The following is a 3,837-nucleotide window of genomic DNA, read 5'->3' on the forward strand; positions in this document are numbered from 1 at the left end:
TGTGTTAGTGTTTTTTTTATAGCTGATTTTGAGCCGTTTTAGCGCATAGTGTATTGTTGATTGACCGACATTAAGGCGGATTGCACGTTCCCATTGATAATCATCGGGGTGCTCATCAACATCACGTTTCAGTGCCGTCATGTCTACTTTTATTGCGGGTTTATTACGTTTTGAGCAAGGTTCCATCTTATTTTGCCAACGAAAAAGAGTGGCTATATTAATCTCAAAATGCTGACTTGTCTGCTCAAATGTCAGTTGGTGCTTTTCTTTGTAGGCGAACACCTTACGCCTTAAATCGATACTATATGCCATTCGAGTATTATCGGATATTATTTTGATTTAGCTATAGGCCAAAATGCATTGGCGAAAATCGAGACTGTATGAAATCGACTACATTACGCCATATTATTTCTTATTTAGCTATAATTTATAGTGACAAATTACCGTGGAATAGTGACGCACTGGCCTAATAACACTTGTTCGGAGTGTTACTGAGCCACTAAATGATAAAGAGATAGTGATAATAAAGAGCATGGTGGCTTTGCCACCATGTTAAAAGCAATAAGAAAAGCCAATAACACTCACTATAAAAAACTAAAAAGGTTTGAGATAAGTATAAACAAAACAGGATAAAATAATGGGGAAATCTAAAGAGAACAAACACCAATTTAATGTAGGTAAATGGTTGCATATCGATTATGAATTAATCAGAAGTCATATAAAGGGTATTAAGTCATATGTAGCCGCTAATCCGATCGATTGGACACCTAACATTATTGCTCTTAATAAGTATGTAACAGGAAATCCACGAATAAATACTTATTCCAATGATATGTTTAAAGAAGTGCCTGCAAAATATAAAAATCTTGATTATGGAACAGAGTTAAAGAGCTGGAACGAGTTTATACCACTTTTAAATAGTATTATGACCATGACGCAAACCTTTAACAAGTCAGGTTGTGTTGGTTTTCCGATTAATTCTTTGCTTGATTGGGCAATGGGAACAGAAGCAGGTCATCATTTTTTCTTGGATAATGGAGTAAATGAACACTTTAATAAAGTATTGAATGACTGGGGGGATTTTCTTAAAAGTTCTGCTTCTCAATATGCTGTTTTAAATAGTAACGCAGAGGTTAAAATTTATGCTGGCCATTTTAACTACCCGCAATACTATTGGCTAAGTGATGACGCAATGATAGCTATGGCAAATGCTTTAAACGATGGTACTGATTACACAGGAAAACCAATAAGAGCAAGAGCTAAATTTGAAGAAGCATTTAACTGCCCAAATATTCACAATTCTTATTATGGATTTACAAGTTGGGATGATTTCTTTACAAGGCAATTCAATGCTGGAATTCGTCCAATAGCAAAAGGAGATAATGTGCTTGCTAATGCATGCGAATCAGCACCCTACAGAGTGGCATATAATGTTAAAAGAACAAATACTTACTGGGCTAAAGGGCAACCATATTCTCTATTAAATATATTTAACGAAACGGAAGGTAATTCTCCCTTAACCGATAAGTATGAGGGTGGAACTATTTATCAAGCCTTTTTAAGTGCAGAGAGCTACCACCGTTGGCATAGTCCAGTGGATGGAACAGTAAAAACTGTATATCAAACTGCAAAAGAAACACCATTTAATAGTACATACTATTCAGAGATGCTACCATCATGCGCTCTTGATTTAGACCCTGCTGGTCCAAATGAATCACAAGGATATATTGCCAATTTAGCTACAAGAGGGATAATTGAAATAACAGCAAATAATGATGCCATAGGCGACATGGTTGTAATACCTATAGGTATGGCAGAGTGCGCTACTTGTGATATTACAGTTAAAGCAAAAGACCTTGTTACTAAGGGAGGAGAAATTGGGATGTTTCACTTTGGTGGATCAACATATCTACTTGTATTCAAAAAAAACATTCCACTATTGTTTGATTACCATGGCCAAATACCAAATATAAACGCATCTAACATACCAGTCAACTCCAAAATAGCTACTATTGTACAAGATACAATACCTTATCAAACAGAAGAAGGTGCAAGCGGTCTGTGTATAAGTAATTCAGCAATAGTTAATGAAAATTCGGGTGCAATACTTGTCGTGGTTCCTGATAGTAGTTCTGCGTACCCAATAAATGTAGGAAATAGTCAAGGAGAATATCTATGGGGAGTTGACGCAAGTGGTAATGTAAATACCATTCAAGGAACTGCACAAGATTCAAATCCTGAAGCATCTTGTAACTTAAACATAAACTTTCCTGAAGCTGGAAGCAGTGGATATGTTATAGGAGATAACCCTAATAACACTATACGTGCTGCATTGAAAATAATTGTACCATCTAGTACTTGTGAAAACTGGCCCTTAGTTGTTACAGATAAAAATGGTAATACTATCTGGGCTATAGACTGTAATGGAAATCAAAAAACTTCTAATCCAACACCTACAAAAGAATCAGCTTTAATTAATATGCCTTATCCATCAACATCAGGTGGTGACAATGCGTTTACCATAGGCGATGTTGCTAGAACTACAGGTTGTTATGGTGGTATATCAATTATACTTCCAGAAGGTAGTGAAGTTAGCGATATTTACGCAATTGCTATAGTTGATGCCAATGGTACACTCCTCTGGAGTGTTGATTCAGTGGGGAAAGCTCTAACCCATAGCAGCGAAGAATAAGGGATAACGGCTAGACAAAGACAGCCATCATTAATGGCATATTCTAGACCTTCCTACTAATCTTAATTGACGGGCACTAGAGGGAGCTTGTTATGCCACGTCCACGAAGGTGCTTAATTAGTATTGAAGCTACGCCATATTATCATTGTTGTAGTCGTGTGGTGCGGCGTGCCTGCTTACTTGGTTAATAGCCATGTGGAGATGATATTCTTTATAAATAGAGAGTACGGGCAAGAATTACGATCATCGGCGAGCTTGGGTTGAATCCTTATTTTCTAACATAAGAGGCTTCAATTAGCAGAGATTTATGAAGCAAATATTTGGTCTGATAGTGATGTGCTTGTTCGCTGGCATCAGTTGTTTCAAGGTACAGAGTTGACGCAGAAATATGTTCAAGGATTAGCAATAGAGGCTCATGAAAAACCTGTATTATTAAAGATGGTAGCAGAATACCGTAGCCGCCTAAGTGACATAAGCTGCCCATGTTTTCAAAAGAGTTGAGGTGTCTTAATGAGCCTATAGCACGACAAGCGAATATAGAAGATAATTGTACAGGTCACTTCTGGGAAGGGCGCTTTAAAAGCCAAGCCTTACTTGAGGAAGCAGCAGTGTTAGCTTGTATGGCCTATGTTGAACATTCTTTATTAATAGATAGGCCGATTCGTGCCAAGATGGCAAGTACACCAGAGAATTCCGAGCATACTAGCCTTAAACTACGTATTGAAGCTGCGTTAACGGGTAAGCAGCCTAAGCAGTTGTTGCCTTTTATTGGTATGTTGCCAGTATATGCCGCTAGGCTAGAGTCCAGGCTGTATCTCAAGACCAGAAAGCTCAGTTAATCAACTGAGTCGGTACTTTACACTTCAAAACTCACTAATTCCGCTAATATCATTCATTTTTCAAGCTCAGCATCAGGCATTATATTAAAAACAGTTCAAGCCATGATTGGATAGATGCTAAGCGTTGATTTCTGATGAAAATCTCAGTATGTTACTGATTAATAATGGCTGGCTATTATTAGCTTGATTATTAGCTTTGTACGAGTAGATGAGCTGAATTTCCCAGAACAAACCGCAGTGCAAGGCTGGCTAAAAGGATATGAGAAAGCAGTCCTTTTAGTTCGCCAAGTTTTTACAAACAAAGAC

2 protein-coding genes and 1 pseudogene are annotated in these 3,837 nt (G+C 37.5%); 2 read left to right on the forward strand and 1 reads right to left on the reverse strand.

Annotation, left to right across the window (positions count from 1 at the left end; translation table 11 throughout):
• A partial coding sequence (locus L2764_RS26160) for an IS630 transposase-related protein (protein WP_248943277.1) occupies nucleotides 1-312 on the reverse strand: 312 nt, incomplete at its 3' end.
• A 325-nt stretch (nucleotides 313-637) separates the two neighbouring features.
• Between L2764_RS26160 and L2764_RS26165 the strand changes: the two genes are divergently transcribed.
• Both L2764_RS26165 and L2764_RS26170 read left to right on the forward strand, forming a co-directional pair.
• The gene (locus tag L2764_RS26165; protein WP_248943278.1) at nucleotides 638-2,692 is read left to right on the forward strand and encodes a phosphatidylserine decarboxylase family protein; all 2,055 of its coding nucleotides are present in this window, start codon (nucleotides 638-640) and stop codon (nucleotides 2,690-2,692) included.
• A 92-nt stretch (nucleotides 2,693-2,784) separates the two neighbouring features.
• Nucleotides 2,785-3,465: pseudogene (locus L2764_RS26170) on the forward strand (transposase); the annotation flags it as partial.
• Nucleotides 3,466-3,837: the final 372 nt, after the last annotated feature.

Origin of the sequence: Shewanella surugensis, from assembly GCF_023284005.1 — a bacterium.
Taxonomy (GTDB): Bacteria; Pseudomonadota; Gammaproteobacteria; order Enterobacterales; family Shewanellaceae; genus Shewanella; species Shewanella surugensis.

What these genes read in the sequence shown, in the direction of transcription:
- L2764_RS26165 (WP_248943278.1), top strand. Translation starts at nt 638, where the DNA reads ATGGGGAAATCTAAAGAGAACAAACACCAATTTAATGTAGGTAAATGG.